This is a genomic window from Micromonospora sp. WMMC415, assembly GCF_009707425.1.
GTDB lineage: Bacteria > Actinomycetota > Actinomycetes > Mycobacteriales > Micromonosporaceae > Micromonospora.
In genome coordinates, this window is the sequence record NZ_CP046104.1 from 3,667,129 (window position 1) to 3,683,308 (window position 16,180).

Annotated in this window: 9 protein-coding genes and 1 pseudogene; 5 read left to right on the plus strand and 5 right to left on the minus strand. The window is 73.4% G+C overall.

Annotated elements, in window-relative coordinates; translation table 11 throughout:
• Positions 1-50 precede the first annotated feature (50 nt).
• Positions 51-1,835, minus strand: a complete 1,785-nt coding sequence (locus tag GKC29_RS17285; RefSeq protein WP_155334191.1) for an N-acetylglutaminylglutamine amidotransferase — start codon at positions 1,833-1,835, stop codon at positions 51-53.
• Between the two features lie 185 nt (positions 1,836-2,020).
• Positions 2,021-2,782: a TetR family transcriptional regulator gene (locus GKC29_RS17290; protein WP_155331821.1), complete on the minus strand. Its 762-nt coding sequence runs from the start codon at positions 2,780-2,782 to the stop codon at positions 2,021-2,023.
• A 97-nt stretch (positions 2,783-2,879) separates the two neighbouring features.
• On the opposite strand from GKC29_RS17290, the gene GKC29_RS17295 reads away from it, so the two are divergent.
• Positions 2,880-3,800, plus strand: coding sequence for an ABC transporter ATP-binding protein (locus GKC29_RS17295; protein ID WP_155331822.1), 921 nt, complete (start codon positions 2,880-2,882; stop codon positions 3,798-3,800).
• Entirely contained in the window at positions 3,797-5,416 is a 1,620-nt protein-coding gene (locus GKC29_RS17300; RefSeq protein WP_155331823.1) for an ABC transporter permease, read from the plus strand. The genes GKC29_RS17295 and GKC29_RS17300 overlap by 4 nt, the downstream gene beginning before the upstream one ends.
• Positions 5,417-5,516: 100 nt before the next feature.
• Here the strand turns inward: GKC29_RS17300 and GKC29_RS17305 are convergent, their stop codons facing one another.
• Entirely contained in the window at positions 5,517-6,425 is a 909-nt protein-coding gene (locus GKC29_RS17305) for an SGNH/GDSL hydrolase family protein (RefSeq protein ID WP_230688663.1), read from the minus strand.
• Positions 6,426-6,836: 411 nt separating this feature from the next.
• Between GKC29_RS17305 and GKC29_RS17310 the strand changes: the two genes are divergently transcribed.
• Complete coding sequence (locus GKC29_RS17310) at positions 6,837-7,637, plus strand: DUF559 domain-containing protein (protein WP_230688664.1); 801 nt, start codon at positions 6,837-6,839, stop codon at positions 7,635-7,637.
• A 57-nt stretch (positions 7,638-7,694) separates the two neighbouring features.
• On the opposite strand, the gene GKC29_RS17315 is transcribed toward GKC29_RS17310, so the two are convergent.
• Both GKC29_RS17315 and GKC29_RS17320 read right to left on the minus strand, forming a co-directional pair.
• The gene (locus GKC29_RS17315) at positions 7,695-8,486 is read right to left on the minus strand and encodes a hypothetical protein (protein WP_155331825.1); all 792 of its coding nucleotides are present in this window, start codon (positions 8,484-8,486) and stop codon (positions 7,695-7,697) included.
• 383 nt (positions 8,487-8,869) lie between these two features.
• Positions 8,870-9,760, minus strand: a pseudogene (locus GKC29_RS17320) (hypothetical protein); the annotation flags it as partial.
• 314 nt (positions 9,761-10,074) lie between these two features.
• Here GKC29_RS17320 and GKC29_RS17325 point away from each other — a divergent pair.
• On the plus strand, positions 10,075-11,607 hold the full coding sequence (locus GKC29_RS17325; protein ID WP_155331826.1) for a plasmid pRiA4b ORF-3 family protein: 1,533 nt from the start codon (positions 10,075-10,077) through the stop codon (positions 11,605-11,607).
• An 85-nt stretch (positions 11,608-11,692) separates the two neighbouring features.
• Entirely contained in the window at positions 11,693-16,117 is a 4,425-nt protein-coding gene (gene pglW, locus GKC29_RS17330) for a BREX system serine/threonine kinase PglW (protein ID WP_155331827.1), read from the plus strand.
• Positions 16,118-16,180: the final 63 nt, after the last annotated feature.

The window sequence follows — 16,180 nt, forward strand, 5'->3', positions numbered from 1 at the left end:
GGGGGCCCTTGTACAACGCCAGGCGTTAACAAGGGGCCCTTCCTTGCACCTCAGCGGATGTCGTGCGTCTGGAGCCACAGCTCCAGCAGCCCGAGCTGCCAGAGTTTGTTGCTGCCGGCCGCCGACTGCGCCGCCTCCGGGTCGGCGAGCAGCTCCGCCACGTACTCCGGCCGGAACAGGCCGCGCTCCCGCGCCACCGGCGCCCGCAACGCCTCGACGACCAGGTCACGCACCGGGCCGTCCACGTTGCGCAGCGCCGGCACCGGGAAGTAGCCCTTCGGGCGGTCGACCAGCTCGGGGGGCAGCACCTCCCGGGCGACCTCCTTGAGCACCCCCTTGCCGCCCTGCGCCACCTTGTGCTCCGGCGGGCAGGCCGCCGCGAGGGCCACCAGGTCCTGGTCCAGGAACGGGGTCCGCACCTCCAGCCCCCAGGCCATGCTCATGCTGTCGACCCGCTTCACCGGGTCGTCGGGGAGCATCCGGTGGGTGTCCAGGCGCAGCACCGCGTCCAGCGCGGTCTGCGCGCCCGGCGCGGCCAGTTCGGCGGTGAGCAGGTCGCGGCTGGCGTCGTGGTCGCAGGCGTACGCGGGGTCGACCACCCGGGTCAGCTCGGCGTGGTCGCGGTCGAAGAAGGCCGCCGCGAACGCCGCCGCCGCGCCGTCGCGGGGCGCCCCGGTGAGGGGCTGGTGGTAGCCGTACCCGGCGAAGACCTCGTCGGCGCCCTGCCCGGACTGCGCCACCTTCACGTGTTTCGCCACCTGCTCGCTCAGCAGGTGGAAGGCCACCACGTCGTGGCTGCCCATCGGCTCGGTCATCGCGGTCACCGTCGCCCGCACCGCCGGCACCAGGTCGTCGTCGGCCAGCCGGATGCGGTGGTGGTCGGTCCGGTACGTGCCGGCCACCAGGTCGGACCAGTGGAACTCGTCGCCGGCCTCGCCGCCCCGGCTGTCGAAGCCGATGCTGAACGTGCGGAGCTGGTCCTGGCCGGCCTCGGCGAGCAGCGCCACGATGAGGCTGGAGTCCAGACCGCCGGAGAGCAGCACCCCGACCGGGACGTCGGCGACCAGCCGCCGCCGTACGGCCGTCCGCAGCGCGCCACCGACGGCGGCCCGCCAGTCCCGGGCGTCCATGCCGGCGTGGGCGGGATCGCGGACGTACTCCGGCTGCCAGTACACCCGCTCCCGGCTGCGCCCGTCCGCCTCGACCACCCGCAGCGTCGCCGGGGGCAGCTTGCGGACGCCGCGCAGGACGGTCCGGGGCGCCGGCACGATCGAGTGCCAGGACAGGTAGTGGTGCAGGGCCACCGGGTCGATGCCCGTGTCGACGTCGCCGCCGCGCAGCAGCGCCGGCAGGGTCGAGGCGAAGCGCAGCCGCCCGGGTGTCTCGGCGAGGTACAGCGGCTTGATGCCGAGCCGGTCGCGGGCCAGCACGAGCCGCCGCCGGGCCCGGTCGACGAGCCCGATGGCGAACATGCCGACCAGGTGGTCGACGAACGCCTCACCCCACTGCGCGTACGCCACCAGGATCACCTCGGTGTCGCTGGTGGAGCGGAAGGTGTGCCCCGCGGCGCGTAGCTCCTCGCGCAGCTCGGGGTAGTTGTAGACGCAGCCGTTGAAGACCAGCGCGAGCCCCAGGTCCTCGCGGACCATCGGCTGGGCGCCGGCGTCGGACAGGTCGATGATGGTGAGCCGGCGGTGCCCGAGGGTCACCCAGCCGTCGCTCCACAGGCCCTCGCCGTCCGGCCCCCGGGACCGCATCGCGTCGGTCATCCGGGCCACCGCCTCCGCGTCGGGTGTCGACCCGTCGAGGCGTACCTCCCCGCCGATGCCGCACACGATCAGCGTCCACCCGTCCGCCGCCGGATCGCCCGCCCGGCGAGCACCGCACCCATCCGCCACCGTCCCGTCGCGCCGGCCGCGGGCCACGTGCGCGGCCCGGTCCCGTCCGCAGGACGGGCGGGTCGGCTACCCGCTGCCGGGGCGACCAAACGGGTCTCAAAACCGTCGCGAAACCCGTCTCATTATTCCGCTCCGGGCCCGTCCAGGTGCCGGTACACCGTCGCCCGCGAGACCCCGAGTGCGGCGGCGATGTCGTCGACCGAGTGGGTGCCGGCGGCGTGCAGCCGGCGGGCGGTGCGGACCTGCTCCGGCCCCATCGACCGGGGGCGTCCCGGCCCGCGCCGCGCGGCGCGGGCGGCGTCCGTCGCCGGTTGCGCGCCGTCCCCGGCCGCCGCGCCGCCGGTGTCACCCAGCAGCCGGCGTACGCCGTCGAGCATGTCGGCGCGCAGGGTCTCCTCGGGTACGTCGGCGAAGAAGACGACCGGGTCGCTGCACATGGCGATCGCCTGCACGGCGCGGACCCGTTCCCGGCGCCCGGCGTCCGGCCCGGCGACGATCTCGTTGGCCCGCATCGCGATCTGCATCAGCCGGTGGTACGTCCGGCCCCGGCTGACCATCGCGATGTCGTGGAACAGCATGCCGAGCGAGCGGCGGTGGGTGAGCATCGTGTCCACCCAGCCGGCGAGCAGCGCCTCCCGGGCCCGGGGGAGCGGCAGCGCGGCGGTGGCGTCCAGCAGCATCTCCAGGTCCACCAGCAACGGCTCGGTCAGCGCGGTGAGCAGGTCCTCCTTGGCGGGGAAGTGGTAGAGGATCGCCGCCTTGGTCAGCCGCAGCCGTTCGGCGATCTGCCGCAGCGAGGTGCGCTGGTAGCCGTGCTGGCTGAACAGGTCCAGCGCGACCCGCAGGATCCGGGTCCGAGTGTCGTCCGGCGCCTCGACGGTCATGCCGCCCAGCGTAGCCGCCGTCCTGACCGCCGGGTTGATCCGGCTGACCGATGGTCAGTACGCTGGGTGCGACGAACCGGCGGCCACAGGAGGTGCCATGCCCGTCATCGCGATCGACGGCCTGGTCAAGAGTTTCGGCGCGGTCCGCGCGCTCGACGGGCTCGACCTGCGGGTCGAGGCGGGGGAGGTGCACGGCTTCCTGGGGCCGAACGGCTCCGGCAAGTCCACCACCATCCGGGTCCTGCTCGGGCTGCTGCGGCGCGACGCCGGCGACGTGCGGGTGCTCGACGCCGACCCCTGGCGCGACGCGGTGACGCTGCACCGGCGGCTCGCGTACGTGCCCGGTGACGTGAACCTGTGGCCCAACCTGTCCGGCGGCGAGGCCATCGACCTCTTCGGCGCGCTGCGCGGCGGGCTGGACCGGCGCCGCCGCGACGAACTGCTGGACCGGTTCGACCTCGACCCGACCAAGAAGTGCCGCGCCTACTCCAAGGGCAACCGGCAGAAGGTCGCGATCGTCGCCGCGTTCGCCTCCGACGTCGAGCTGTACGTCCTCGACGAGCCGACCTCCGGGCTCGACCCGCTCATGGAGGCGGTGTTCCAGGAGGAGGTCCGGCGGCTCACCGACGGCGGCGCCACCGTGCTGCTCTCCAGCCACGTCCTCGCCGAGGTCGAGGCCCTCTGCGACCGGGTGAGCATCATCCGCGCCGGCCGCACCGTCGAGTCCGGCACCCTCACCGAGCTGCGGCACCTCGCCCGCACCACGGTCACCGTCGAGACGGCCCACCCGCTGACCGGGGTGGCGGAGCTGCCCGGCGTCCACGAGGTCCGGCCCGTCGACGGCCGCACCCGCCTCGAGGTGGAGCCGGAGCACCTCGACGAACTGCTGGCGCACCTGGTCCGCTTCGGCGTCCGCGCCCTCACCAGCGCCCCGCCGACCCTCGAGGAGCTGTTCCTGCGGCACTACGACGGCGCGTCCAACGGCCGGGTCCCGACCGGCGCGGAGCGTACCCGGTGAGCGCGTACACCGGCACCGGCCGGCTGGCCCGGCTCGCCCTGCGCCGCGACCGCATCAAGCTGGGCATCTGGGTGCTCGGCACGCCGTTGCTCGGCGTCGGTCTCGCCGGCAGCGTCTCCGGCGTCTACCCGGACGAGCCGTCCCGCATGCTGTACGCCGAGACCGCCGCCACCAGCGTCGTCGCGCGCGCCTTCAACGGGCCGATCGTCGGGGCCGACCTCGGCGCGGTCGTGGTCGCCGAGACGTACATCACCCTCGCCGTGCTCGCCGCGCTGGTCAGCACCTTCGCCGTCGTCCGGCACACCCGGCAGAACGAGGAGACCGGCCGCGCCGAGCTGCTCGGCGCCGCCGTCGTCGGCCGGTACGCGCTGCTCACCGCCGCCCTGCTCGTCGTCGTCGCGGCGAACGTGGCGTCCGGCGTACTCCTCGGACTGGCCTTCGCCGCGACCGGCCTGCCGCTCGCCGGGTCGCTCGCCGCCGCCGGAGCCGTCGCCGGGGTCGGTGTCGCCTTCACCGCCGTCGCCGCCGTCACCGCCCAGCTGTCGGTCACCTCGCGCGGCGCGAACGCGCTCGCCGCCGCCACCGTCGGCGTGGCGTTCCTGCTCCGCGCCGCCGGGGACGTCCTCGGCGAGCGGGACGGCCTGCGGGTGGAGAGCGCCTGGCCGTCCTGGCTGTCCCCACTCGGCTGGGGCAACCAGGTACGGGCGTTCGGCGGGGAACGCTGGTGGGTGCTGGCGTTGCCGGTCGCGCTGCTGGTGGCCGGCGTGGCGGCCGCCTTCGCCCTCGCCGGCCGGCGGGACCTCGGCGCCGGCCTGCTCGCCGCCCGCCGGGGGCCCGCCCGTGCCGCCGCCGGGCTGCTCAGCCCCACCGGCCTGCTCTGGCGGCTGCACCGCGGCGCCCTGCTCGGCTGGGCCGTCGCGGTGGTGACCCTCGGGTTCTCGATGGGTGTCGCCGCCGACGAGGTCAACGACATGATCGCCGAGAACCCCGCCGCCGCCGAGGCGATCGCCGCGCTGGGCGGCGGGACCGACCTCGTCGACGCGTTCCTCGCCGCGATGCTCGGGCTGTTCGCCCTGACCCTCGGCGCGTACGTCGTGCAGGCCCTGCTGCGAACGCGGGCCGACGAGTCCGACGGGATCCTGGAGGCGGTGCTGGCGACCGCCGTCAGCCGGCACCGCTGGCTGCTGACCCAGATCGCCGGCGCGGTGCTCGGTGCGGTGGCGCTGATGCTGCTGGCCGGCGTCTCGACCGGCCTGGGCTACGGGCTGGTGGCCGGCGACGCGCTCGGGCACACCCTGGAGCTGGGCTGGGCGGCACTGCTGCGGCTGCCGGCGCTGCTCGTCGTGGCCGGGGTGGTGACCGCGCTGCTCGGGCTGGCGCCCCGCTGGTCGGTGGCGCTGTCCTGGGCGGTGCTGATGGCGTTCCTGCTGCTCGGGCAGCTCGGCGCGGTGCTGGACCTGCCGCAGGCGGTGCTCAACCTGTCCCCGTACACGCACGTGCCGTCGGTGCCGGCGGTGGATCTGTCCGTCCCACCCCTCGCGGTGCTCACCGGCGTCGGCGCGCTGCTGCTCACCGCCGGCCTGGCCGGCTTCCGCCACCGCGACGTCCCCACCTGAGGTGGAAGGAAGGGCCCCCTGTTAACGCCTGCGGTAGTGGAAGGGGCCCCTGTTAACGCGCGGTCGCGGCTAGCGGCATGCGCCTCCGGCCGCTCGGTGGCTAGGTCGGGGCGGGTGGGTGCTTGGGGTGGGCGGTCGGGTCGACGCCGACGGCCGGGGTGCCGGTGCCTGCGGCGAGGGCGGCGGCCAGGTCCCGGCCGAGGTGCTCGTCGAGGCGGCTCGCCTGGCCGCGCAGCGAGTACCAGGATTCGGCGGCGGCCAGCCACAGCAGCTGCGGCACCAGATCGGTGCAGCGGTCCCGCACCCACCGGGTGCCCTTCACGGCCAACCACGCCAGCTGGGCCGCCCGCGTCGGCGGCGGGTTGCCCGGTCGCGGGTCCGGGCGCCGGTGCACCGGCACGTCCCGCTCCCGCAGCAGATCCACGTACGCGCCGGCGAGCAGGCGGTGCCCCCGCTCGCTCGGGTGCAGCCGGTCGACGCTCCACATGTCCCGCCGGTACGTGTCCGGGTGGGTCGCCGCGTCGAAGTGGACGGTGCCGTACAGCGCTGCCGCGTGGTCGGTGACCGCGTTCACCGCGGCGATCCGCCGCGCCAGGGGCCGGGCCAACCCCGACGGCAACCCGAACATCCGGCCCGGCTCCGGCAGCCGGGCGGTCAGCACCACGGCTCCGGCCCGGCTGAGCGCGCCCACCGTGCCCAGCAGCGCCGCGCTGACCACCGGCACGTCGAAGTGGGCGCGCAGCGTGTCGTTCACCCCGACGACCACGGCGGCGACCGTCGGGCGCAACGCGAGGGCGGCCGGCAGCTGGTCGCGGAACACGTCGCCGGTGAGCGCGCCGGTGCGGGCGAGATTGTGGAACTCGACCGTGCCGGGTGGCCCCACCGCGTCGGCGAGCAGCGCTGCCCACCCACGCCACGTCCCGTCGGGCATCGGGTCGCCGAGGCCCACGGTGATCGAGTCACCGAGCGCCACGAACCGCACCGGTCTCGGAGCGTCCGGAGTCCGCACGCCGGTAGGGTCCATCGCCCAGGCCACCGGCGTCCGACGGGCCGGCGAACACCGACGAAGATCGACGCGAACCCGGGTAGTCGAGGTGTGCGCCAAGATCCAATACGTCTCACCGACTCGACACGCCGGGCCTCCTGCCGCTCAGGCGTATCCGATCTTGCATATCACCGTCGGCCCGGGGCGTGGCTGTCGTCCACAGCTCGCTCTTGTCCACAGATCCGAGGTTGTGGCGGTTGCTCGGCCGAGGTCGGGGCGGCAGGGTTCGGACGCGTGGACGGGCTGCTGCGGGATCTGGTCGAGGCTCACGACGGGGTGGTCACCACTCCGCTGGCTTGACAGGTCGTGCCCGAATGGACGCTGCGGCGGGCATGCGGGTCTGGACAGCTGGTCCGAGTCCTGCCCACGGTGTACGTGGCCGGTGAGCTGGTTTCGAGGCATGACGACAGCCAGCCTTTCATCGGTCGCCTCGTCCCGGCGCTCGGCCGCCGTGCGGCGCTCGCCTGGGCGGACGGGCGCGCCGCCCTGAGCCACTTGACCGCCCTCGACGTGTGGGGCCTGTACCAGCAGGCCCCCGGGGACCTGCTGCACCTGACCACACCGAGCGCATCGGGCCTCCGTAGCCGGCCCGGCATCATCGTGCACCATCGTCAGGGCTTCCGCCTCGATCCTCCGCACGTCCGGATTCGGCACGACCTGCCAGCGACCCGGCTCGAGGCGGCGCTGGTCGACTCGTGGCCGCTGCTGCCGCTCGCCGACCGACACGGACCGGTGATCAGGGCGGTCAACGAGCGGCTCACCACTCCCGACCGGCTGCGCGCCGCGCTCACGCCCCTACCGAGGCTGCCCGGCCGTGCCCCGCTGCGTACCCTGCTCACCCGCCTCGCGGACGGCTGCCGCAGCCCGCTGGAGATCTGGGGACACGAGCACGTCTTCGTCGGCCCCGGCATGCCGAAGCTCCACCGGCAGTTCCGACTGCGGATCGGCCAACGGAGCGTGTACCTCGACCTGTACGCCGAGCACGAGCGGGTCGACATCGAGCTCGACGGTGCCGCCACGCACGGCAACCAGCGGCAGCGCGAGATAGACCTGCGGCGGGACGCTCTGCTCGCCACCGCCGGGATCCTGACCGTCCGGTTCTCGCACCGCCGCCTGGTCCACGAACCCGACAAGGTCCGCCGGGTGACCCTCGCCGTCCTCGCCAGCCGCCGGTGACCGATACGCGCCGGAAGGCACTGGTCACCGGGTCTCGCGGTCGGCGGCCAGCGGTTCCTAGCGGTTCAGGTAGGCGTCTCCCAGGACCGCGTAGAACAAGCCTTGCGAGGTTCCGTTGTCGCGCTCCCTGCCGACGCACCCGATCTGCAACTGGACGGCGCCCTTCAACTGCACGGTCACCTTCTTCGGTGACCACCCCAGAGAGACATCGACCGGCGGAATCAGATCCTGATTGTCCTCGTTGCGGAAGGACATTCGCCCGATGACGCCCAGTCCGCGCTTCTCGTTGTCGGCGATGCCGATGGTCGCGTCCATCGTTTGATAGCCGGCGACGGACCAGACCGACGCAGACGGAGTCTCACCGCAGTAGACCTTCTTGCTCTGGCTGTACGCCACACCGTCCATGGAGAACGTCCCGCGTGCGCCGTTGTTCTTGATGGCGGGGTACTCGGACAGGTAGAGCGTCGCCGGCAGGTCGGGAGTCGCGGACGTGTCTGGTGTTCCTTCGGTGTCGTCGCTGATGTCGGGGCTGGGAGAGGCTGTTTCCGTCGGTGGGCTCATCGATCCGGTCGTCGGTGGAGCGGCCGGAGTCGACGGGATGGGCGCGGTCGCTACCGGCGACGCGAGCACCTCGGGATCCGAGGTCAAGGGACCGAGCGTGCTGTCCCACAATCGTTCGACCGGCCGCGCGACCGTCGCCAGCAGGACCGTCGCCGCCACGCCGATGATGCCGAGCAGCACGGCGGCGCCGGGGTTCGCCGACCACTTCCGGTGGACGACGACGCAGAGCACCGCCGTCACGATTCCGCCGACCACCAACGTCGCGATAATGGCTACCACCTCGCTCATATCCGGACCTCGGCATTCGCTGAGTGATTGCAAATAGGACAGTTGTCGAGCGACTATGACCCTGCCGGAGCGTGTTTCATTCACCAACCGACTTGCGGTGGATGTGGGCGACGGACCTGCCGATGATCGGCGACAGTCGTCCATATTCGCCGGCAAGCGGTGTCGTTTACCCGTCACCGCCATTGTGTCGAGGAAGCGATTGTGCTGACAGCTCAGCCGGACTCAGAGGTCGGGTCGCCCGTACCGGGTCCGGCCGGGCGCTCGGCGGTCGGCCGGGTTGCGGGACCGGTCGGCCGCATCGTGTCGCCGGACTGCTGCGGCGGCGCGGGTTTCGCGGTCGGGTCGATCTCGGTGAAGGGTTCGAAGAGGTTCTCCTGGCGGCGCCGTTGGCGGAGGAGGTCGCCCGTCCACTGCGCGGCGGTCCGCTGCTCGGCCATCGTGTGCTTCCGGGCGAGGTTCACCTTCTCGCGCAGGTCCTCGGGCACGTCGGCGCCGGCGAGGTCGTCCAGGATGGCCGCCCACCGCCGGTTGATCCGCTCGGCGTACTGCGCGCGCCGCGTCTGCTCCTCGTACTCGCAGTCCAGGGTGATCAGACGTTCCCAGTACGGCTGGAGGGCCCGCCGGACCCGCTCGTCGAGGCGTACCCACGCCTCGGGCCGGCAGGTCACTGTCCTCCCGCCGCGTTCGAACGACCACGGCTCCTGCCGGCCGAGCACCCGCTGCAACCGTTCCTCCAGCTCGCCCGCCCGGTGCGGCGGGACGGTACGCGCCAGGTCACCGGCGATGCGGGTCAGCCGCTGGGTCGCCTGCGGCATGAAGTAGTGCGCGTACCAGGCCAGCTGCTCCGGCCGCAGGCCCTGGGCCGACCAGGTGAACGCGGCGCGGACGCTGAAGGCGAAGACGTACCCCCGCGCTGGCACGGTGAACGGGCCGGCCGACTCGCGCCGCTCGATCGGCTCCTCGGGTGGGGGTGGGGGCGGGCCCTCCTTCGCCGCCGCGTCCACCTTGCGGGCGACGGAGAGCATCCACCCCCACAGACGTTGTGCAGCCGGCACCAGCCGCGCCGTGAGCCGTTTTGACCTGGGGGCCACCCGTGCCCAGAGCCGCCGGGACGCCCCGACCAGTCGTTTCGTGCGACGCCGGCACATCCTGACCAGTCGCGCCCAGGATCGCCCCGGGCCGGTAGTCGTGCCGGCCGACGCGTGGTCCCGATCCTGGTCGACCTGGACTTGCCGGTCCGGCGGGGTCGCCTCCGCAGGTGGACCCTCGGCCATGTCCCCCTCCCTCGTCCGCGGACCGGACCGCAGCCCGATGGCGGATGGCCGGGGCGCGGTGCGGTCGGTGCCGGGTACGAGGGGGACGCCCGGCAGGTGCGGCAGCGCTGCGTGCTCACGTTAACAAGGTGTCGGCCACCGGACCGGCAGCGGCTCGCGGTCCGGCGACCCGGGGTCGTCGGTCATCCGTGGGACATCCCGGGCTGGCCGAAGCTGGACTGCGGGGTCGGTTCGTTCGACACGACGGCGCCGTTCTGGGTGTCGCGGCTTGCGGTTGCGCCGGTGGGTTGCGGCAGAATGCGTGGGTGAGCCCAGTGAGTCGCAACCGTCGGCGCAACGGCAAGAGGCGATCAGTTCGTGGCGGAGCACCGCTCGCCGTCGTACGGGCGCCGGAGGAGTGCGACTGCCCGTACTGTTCCGGGGCTCAGGGAACGCCGGGGGAGGTCGAGGACCTGCTCCCACAGGCGGTCGGCGCCCTGCAGGATCCGATCGAGGTGGAGATCGCCGCCGCGATGCTGCTGGCGACCGGGGCGGCGATGGGCGATGACTTCGACCGGGCGCTGCTGGACCTGTTCGTGCCGGCGTTCGAGGCGAAGGCCACCCCGGAGGCGCGGGCGATGCTCGCGGCGATCGCGGCAATCGCCCACGGTGAGATCGGTCGAGCGGCGGCGGACGCGGCCGGCCGGCTTGCCGATGCCGGCGTCACCGCACCACCGTGGCTGGCCGACCTGGACGCCCCGGTCACGGTCGAGGACTCCTGTCGCCTGGTCAGTCCGTGGGGAGAGACGTTCCTGCTGGCCGGCAGGTTCCACCGGGCCGGTCGAGCGAACGCCGTCTTCGTCACCGTGGACGACCAGGACTGCGGTGCCGCTGGTCAGGTCCTGTTGATCGACTCCGACCGGTGGGACGAGGCGCGTGAAGGGCTCCTGTCCGACCTGCGCGCCGGCGGTGCCGACGTCACGCAGGAGAAGCTACGGCCGGCGGACTTCCGCCGAGCCGTGGAGGATGCGCTGGACGCGCGCGCCGAACACGACGAGGGCGACCCCGGGGTGCTCGACGACCTCCGCGAGGAGGACGGCCCGGGCTACCAGGCTCTGGCGCTGCTGCTGCGGAGCTGGATCCGGTGGCTGCCGGAGTCCCGGCGGCGCAGGCGGACTCCGCGCCACGACGGCGAGCTGGACGTCGCCTCGATGTCCGCGCTGCTCGAAGTTCTGGCTCCCCGCCGGGGCGGCTTCCCCGTACCGGCCCAGCGCCGGCTCGCCAGCCTGCCCGCGAAGCGCAGGAAGTCCGACGGCCCGGCGCCGATCTACCAGATCAAGGTGGGCCTGCGCGGGGCCCGCCCACCGATCTGGCGGCGACTTGAGGTGCCAGCCGACGTCACGCTCGCCCGGCTGCACGAGCTGATCCAGGTTGCCTTCGGTTGGACCGACAGCCATCTGCACGTCTTCGAGACCCGGTACGGCAGCTTCGGCCGTCCCGACGCCGAACTCGGCCACCGCGCTGCCTCCCGGGTCAGCCTGGAGCAGGTCGCCCCCGTTGCCGGGGACAAGCTGCGGTACACGTACGACTTCGGGGACAACTGGGAACACGACATCCTGGTGGAGAAGATCCTCGGCCGGGATGCGTCCGTGGCGTACCCGCGCTGTGTCGGCGGACGGCGGGCCGCGCCTCCGGAGGACTGCGGCGGCGTGTGGGGCTACGCCGACCTGGTGGACGTGCTCGGCGACCCCACGCATCCTGAGCACCGCGACCGGCTGGCCTGGCTGGACCTGGATGAGCCGACCGACTTCGACCCGGCCCGCTTCGACGCGAAGGCGGTGACCGCTGCCCTGCAGCAGCGGCGATAGGGTCGCCGTGGAGCCCGCAGGCGGCCCGCTGCCCGGGGTGTGCCGGGTCGCCAGCGACCAGGCTCGGGACCTTAGGATCTCCTGCATGCAGGAGGGCCGGTGGACGACGATCACGCCGTCGCAGTTCACGCACGAGCGGGAGGCGCTGGCGCACGTCCAGGCGCTGCTCCCCGACACCGAGCCCTACCGCGCCTGGTCGAACTTCACCTTCACCGCCCAGTCGGGCCACCCGTACGAGGTCGACCTGCTCGTCGCCGCGCCCGGCGGGCTCTACCTCATCGAGATCAAGAGCCTCAACGGGCGGCTGACCTCCAGCGGCTCCAACTGGTTCCTCACCAACCATGGAAGCACGCGGGTCTTCGACAACCCGCTACATCTGGCCGACCTGAAGGCGAAGAAGCTGCGGTCGCTGCTGCAGGTGGCTGCCGGCCAGCGCAAGGGCCCGCCGATCAAGATCCCGTTCGTGCAGGCGGCGGTCTTCCTGTCGAAACCCGGCCTGAAGGTCGAGCTCGCCGAGCACCACCTGCACGCCGTGTACGGCCCGGAGCCGGCACCCGGCCACCAGCCCGGTGTGCTGCCGAGCATCGGCTCGCTGCTGCAGCGGCCTCCGCAGGACGAGAAGTACCGGGTCACCAAGGAGCAGTCGGCTGCGCTACCCAACCTGCTGCACGCCGTCGGCATCGCCCGTAGCCGCAAGCACTACCAGGTCGGGTCCTGGGAGCTCGACAGCCGTCCGTTCGACCTCGGCCCCACCTGGCAGGACCACCACGCCCGGCACCGTGAGCTGGAGCGGGAGCACCGCCGGATCCGGATCTACCTGGTCGAGCGGAACGCCGTGCAGGCCGAACGGGCCAGCATCGAGCGTGCCGCCAAGCGCGAGATGGTGGCGCTGCACAACATCAACCACCCCGGCATCGTCCGGGTCGATTCGATGGAGTCGCACGAGGCGGGACCGGCCCTGATTTTCCGCCACGACCCGCGGTCGGTCCGGCTGGACCACTACGTCGCCCAGTACGGCGACCGCCTGGACGCCCTCAGCCGGCTGGCGATGATCCGGCAACTGTCGGAGGCCGTCGCGTACGCCCACCGCCGGCGGCTGTACCACCGTGCCCTCTCCGCCCGCAGCGTCCTCGTCACTCCTGGCCGGAAGCGAAAAGGCGGCACGGAGGACGAGGCGTGGCTCACCCCGCAGCTGCAGATCAGCGACTGGCAGGCGGCCACCCGCGCCGCCGACACCGCCGGGGGGAGCAGCGGCGACCCGCTCACCCTCTCCACGCACGCGGCCTCGCACATCGAGCGTTCCGCCGAGGCGTACCTCGCTCCGGAGCTGACCGCGCCCCGGCCGGACCCGGTCGCGATGGATGTCTTCGGGCTGGGCGCGCTGGCGTACCTGATCCTCACCGGCCAGCCACCGGCGGCGAAGCGACAGGAACTGCTCACCCGCATCGCTCGGGACAACGGCCTGCGGGCCTCCGTCGTCGCCGACGGGGTCTCCGAGTTCGCCGACGAGTTGATCCAGGCGGCCAGCGCGCCGATCCCGGCGCAGCGCCTCACCACCGTCGCCGACTTCGTCGAGATGCTCGAGGAGGTCGAGAACGAACTCACCGCGCCGCCCCCGGCGTCGGTGCACCCGCAGGAGCCCGAACCGGAGGTCGACCCGCTGGAGGCGCGCGGCGGTGACCGGGTGGGCGAGTGGATCGTCAAGCGTCGACTCGGCACCGGGTCGACCTGCCGAGCGTTCCTGGCCCACAACGAGCGCACCGGCAAGGACGAGGTGCTCAAGGTCGGCCTGTCCGACGAGAAGGGCGCTCGCCTCGCCCACGAGGCCCGCGTGCTGGCCCCGCTCACCGACTCCCGGGTGATCCGGCTGGCCCGCCCCGAGCCGCTGCAGATCGGCAACCGCACCGTCGTCGTGCTGGAGCACGCCGGCGAGCTGACGCTCGCCCGCAAGCTGCGCGATGACGGCCGCCTGACGGTCGACGAGCTGGAGACGTACAGCGACTACCTCTTCGGCGCCCTGGACTACCTCGAAGGCGAGGGCGTCTACCACCGCGACGTCAAGCCGGACAACATCGCCATCCGGGTCCGCCCGAACCGCACCCGGCAACTCGTGCTCTTCGACTTCTCGCTCGCCGGCGTGTCGGTCAAGGAGATCAGCGCCGGCACCCAGCGCTACCTCGACCCGTTCCTCGGCAGCGCCAACCGGCCCAACTACGACAAGCACGCCGAGTGGTACGCCCTCGCGGTCACCCTGCACGAGATGGCCTCCGGTGAACTGCCGGTGTGGGGGGACGGCGGCACCGAGCCGCAACTCACCGAGGGTCCGCCGGTGCTGGCCGTGGAGGCGTTCGACCCGGCCATCCGCGACGGGCTGGTGGAGTTCTTCGACCTCGCCCTGCACCGCGATCACCGCCGGCGCTTCGCGTCCCTCAAGGACATGCGCGACGCCTGGCAGCAGGTCTTCCGCCGCTCCGACGCCAGCGCCCCGGTCGGCAGCGACCATCCCGAGATCGCCGACGACGAGCCGGACGAGAAGGCCGCCGAAGCGGCCCGCGACGATGCCGCCGGAAAGTCGACCCGCGCCACCGTCCTGGAGGCCGCCGGCCTCACCCTGCGTGCCGTCTCCGCCGCGCACCGCCTGGAGGCCACCACCGTCGGCGAGCTCCTCGCGGTCGCCAACAAGTTGGCCCACCTGCCCGGCCTCGGCGCCCGCACCCGGCAGGAGCTGCAACGCCGGGTCAAGGAGTGGCGCACCCGGCTGGGGGAGCGGGAGACCATCCCCACCTCGGCCGCCGCCCGCAAGGAGGCCACCGCCGAGGCCGCCACGGAGACCGCCGCCGACACGGGCCAGGCGGATCTGGTACGCGTCGGCCTCGACGCGATCGCCACCCTCCTCGTGCCGGCGAAGAACGGCCGCAACGCCGCCGAGGTCGAGGCAACCCGTCTGCTGCTGAGCCTGCCCGACGAATCCGGCGCCCTGCCGCCGCTGCAGCTCTGGCCGCAGCAGCCGCAGGTGGCCGCCGCCGTCGGGGTGACTCCCGGCCGGATCGCCCAGATCCTCGGCAAGCAGCGCAAGCGCTGGCACGGCCTCCCGGTGGTGGGCAGTGTGCGTACCCAGATCATCGAGCTGTTGCGCGACGGCGGCCGGGTGATGGGCGTCGCCGAACTGGCCACGGCGCTACTCACCAGCCGCGGCTCGGTGCGCACCGGGGACGAGCTGCGGATGGCGGTGGCCGTCGCCGCGGTACGGTCCGCCGTCGAGGTCGACGCGCTCGCCGAGGAACCGCGCCTGCTGCTGCGCCGGCACGCCCGCGCCGACATCGACGGCAAGCCGCACCCACGCGGCGACCGGCTGCTCGTCGCGCTGGAGGCCGGCGAGGACGACGCGCCCGACACCCCGGCCGCGCCGGCGCTGCTCGACTACGCGGACGCGCTCGGCAAGGCCGCCGACAAACTCGCCGGCAGCGAGGTGCTGCCCAGCCCGGCGACGGTGCTGCGTACCCTCGCGACCGTCATCGCGCCCGGCGGCGCGGCCGACGCGATCGACGAACGGCGCCGGGTGCTGCTGGCCGCCGTCGCCTCGGAGCGGGCCGCCGCCACCGCGCGGCTGGAGCTGTACCCGCGCGACCTCGACCCGGTGCGGGCGCTGCGACTGGCGCAGGCCGGCGTGGTACCCCCGGCGAGCACCCCCGAGGGGCGACGTGGCCTGGCCCCGGAGCAGATCGCCCAGCGGGTCGCCGCGCGCTTCCCCGAGCTGGCGCCGCTGCCGCCGCACCCGAAGCTGGACCGGCTGCTCGCCGACGCCGGCTTCGACCTGCGCTGGGGCCGCGACCGGTACGTCCCGCCGCCGCCCCGAGCCGGCTCGTCGTCGATGTCGATCCTGCAGCGCCGCCCGTCGGCGACCACCGCGCCGAGCCGGTGGACCGCCGAGTCGCCCGAGCTGGCCGCGGCGATGCGCGCGGAGGAGCGGCTGACCGGCGCGAGGTCCGCGGGCGGGTTCCGGGCGTTGACGGTACGGCTTTCGCGGTACCCGTACGCCCGGGAGGAGCTCGTCCGGCGCTTCGACGCCCGGCCGGTCAACGTCGCGTCCGTGTTTCTGCGCGAGCTGCACGCCCTGGTCGACGCGCGGCCGAAGCCGACCTGGGAGACGGTACTCGGCGCGGACATCGCCGAGCCGGGCTCGCGGGCCGCGATCAAGCTGGGAGAGTACGTCGAGCAGGCGTGGGAGCTGGCCGTGCCGGCACTGCGGGCCTCGCTGTCGCCCGGTGGCGGGCCGGTGCTGCTGCACGATGCGGCGGTGCTGGCGCGGTACCGGGCGATGGAGCGGCTGTACGAGCTGGCCGACGCGGCGCGTGGTGGGGCGGGGGACGTGTGGTTGCTCTGCCCGATGGAGGATCCGGCGCTGCTGCCCAAGCTGGACGGTGCGGTGGTGCGGGTGGGCGACAACGAGTGGATTGCCCTACCGGACGCCTGGGTCGTCAACGCCCACCGCAGCGCGCTCCCCGCCTGACAGCCCTCCATCCCGCCCCTGCGTGCCTCGGCTCCATCTCGGCACCCATGATCGTTGACGCCG

Bases quoted from the DNA above. Each gene is read 5' to 3' on its own strand.
- GKC29_RS17290 (WP_155331821.1), bottom strand. From the start codon at position 2,782: ATGACCGTCGAGGCGCCGGACGACACTCGGACCCGGATCCTGCGGGTC.
- GKC29_RS17295 (WP_155331822.1), top strand. From the start codon at position 2,880: ATGCCCGTCATCGCGATCGACGGCCTGGTCAAGAGTTTCGGCGCGGTC.
- GKC29_RS17315 (WP_155331825.1), bottom strand. From the start codon at position 8,486: ATGAGCGAGGTGGTAGCCATTATCGCGACGTTGGTGGTCGGCGGAATC.
- pglW (WP_155331827.1), top strand. From the start codon at position 11,693: ATGCAGGAGGGCCGGTGGACGACGATCACGCCGTCGCAGTTCACGCAC.